2 protein-coding genes are annotated in these 2,085 nt (G+C 74.0%); one reads left to right on the plus strand and one right to left on the minus strand.

All coding sequences use genetic code 11. The features are described 5' to 3' along the window. Positions 1-1,076 (plus strand): hypothetical protein (locus tag AC51EU_RS29880; protein ID WP_496270220.1); only part of this gene is annotated, 1,076 nt, incomplete at its 5' end. A gap of 146 nt (positions 1,077-1,222) precedes the next feature. On the opposite strand, the gene AC51EU_RS29885 is transcribed toward AC51EU_RS29880, so the two are convergent. After that, positions 1,223-2,085 (minus strand): ABC transporter substrate-binding protein (locus AC51EU_RS29885; RefSeq protein ID WP_496270221.1); only part of this gene is annotated, 863 nt, incomplete at its 5' end.

The raw sequence follows: 2,085 nt of genomic DNA on the forward strand, positions 1-2,085 counted from the left end.
CCTCGCCAGCCGGGCCCGGCCCGTCCGCCGCGTCCGGCCCGTCTGCCTCACCCGGCATGCCCGCCGGGCCCGCCGTTCCCGCCGGGCCTGCCGCCCCCGCCGTACCGCCGCAGGCCGGTGCGCCCGAGGACGAGGAGCCCGGTGGCCGGCTGATCGACGAGCTGATCGGCAAGGTCCCCGGCCCCCGGGACGGCGAAGGACCGGCCGGGGCGGACGGTGGCCCCGTACGCCCCGATCCTGACCCGGAGCCCGCGTCCGCCCCCCGCCCCGGCTTCCTCAAGAAGACCGACCTCCTGAAGAAGCCCTTCAAGCCGGACTTCCTCAAGCCCGACTTCCTCAAGAAGAACGGGTCGGGGGCGGGCGAGGGGCCCGTGTCCGCGCTGCCCGACACCTCCGCGGCGCCGCCCCATCTGGCGGGTCCCGAGGAACTGGGTGACGGCCAGGACGGTCCGGGCTGGGGGCGGACGGAGTTGTCGCCGTTCGGGCCGGGCGAGGAGGTGCCCGGGTTCGTCGGCGGGATCGAGATCCCCGAGATGTGGAAGCACCCGGGGAAGGACGATCCGGCGGAGAAGGTCGAGGCCGAGAAGGGCGCCGAGCCGGCGGCGGCCGAGGGGCCGCGTGGCGTCCGGGCGCTGCCGGGCCTGCTGCGCGGCACCCTGGAGCGTCGGCGCGGCGTGCCGGAGCCCGAGCCGGTGGCGGACGACGAGGTGGTCGAGGAGGCCCCGCGGCCGGTGTGGCGGCAGCTCAGCCCGGCGGTGACGCTGGCCGTGGTGCTGCTGGTCGCCGGTGCGGTCGCGGGCTCCTGGCTGGCGCTGGCCGGCGGCTGGGCCCTGGCGTACGCGTCGCGCCGGCTGACCCGTACGGAGGTGAAGTTCGCGGTACTGGGTGTCCCGGGCATCGCCGCCGGAGGATTCCTGGTGTGGCTGTGGGGACGGGCCGACGGACGCTGGGGCACCCCCGTCGCCCCCGGCCACCTCGCCACGGAACTCACCGGCGGACTCCCGGGCCTCATCCGCATCGCGGCCGTCGCCTCCGCCGCGTACCTGGCGTGGCGGATGAGGCGCTGGGTGCGCTGAGGGGGCGTTCGGACCGAGGTGACGGCCCGTCCGCTCAGGGGGTGACGGGCTCAGGACGTCCCGGGGGCGGGGCGGCCCTACGGCGTTGCGCCCTTGGGCGGCGTACCCACGCCGCCCCGGTGCCGTCTCACTGCTTCCTCACCGACTCACCGCTTCTTCACCAACCGCTGCTGCACCTCGTCCAAGATCTTGTCGGCCGCCGTGTAGCCGATGCCCTGGATCCAGAGTTGGTCGTCGACGCGGAAGGAGCGGCCGTCCTTGACGGCGCGGAGGTTCTTCCACAGGGCGCCGCTGGTGATCTGGGCCTCCTTGGACTTCTCGGGGGCGCCGTAGCTGGCGTAGAAGACGGCGTTGGCGTCGGCCCTGTTGATCTCCTCGGCGCTCAGTTCGGTCATCAGGCCGTCCTTGGCGCCGTTGACGACGGCGGTGGGGCCGGTGCCGATGTCGGCGAGGACGGTGCCGATGTAGCTGCGGCAGCCGTAGACGCGGGTGTCGGCGCCCTCGATGAAGCGGACGACGTTGGTGCGCAGGGCCTTCGCCTTCTGGGGGCCGCCGAGTGAGGCGGTGACGCGCCGGGCGTGCTCCTTGTAGGCGGCGACGACCTTCTTGGCCTCGGGGATCTTTCCGAGGGCGTCGGCGTGGACGGCGAAGTTCTGCTTCCAGGGGTAGCCGGTGGTCTCGGTCATCACCGTCGGTGCGATCTTCTTGAGGGCGCCGTAGCGCCGTCCGTCGCGGACCTCGTTGGTGAGGATCAGGTCGGGCTTGAGGGCGGCGACGGCCTCCAGGTCGGGGGAGCCGATCTTGCCGACGTCCTTGATGCCGGTGAGGCGTTCCTTGGGCAGGTAGTCGGGGAAGCCGGTGGCGGTGTCGGCGCGGGTGGCGCCGACGGGGGTGACGCCGAGGGTGAGGGCGGAGTCCAGTTCGGCGCTGTCGAGGACGACGACACGCCGGGGCGTGCCGGGCACCTCGACGTCGCCCCTCGCGGTGCGCACGGTGTGGGGGGTGTCGC

The organism is Candidatus Streptomyces philanthi (genome assembly GCF_059553635.1).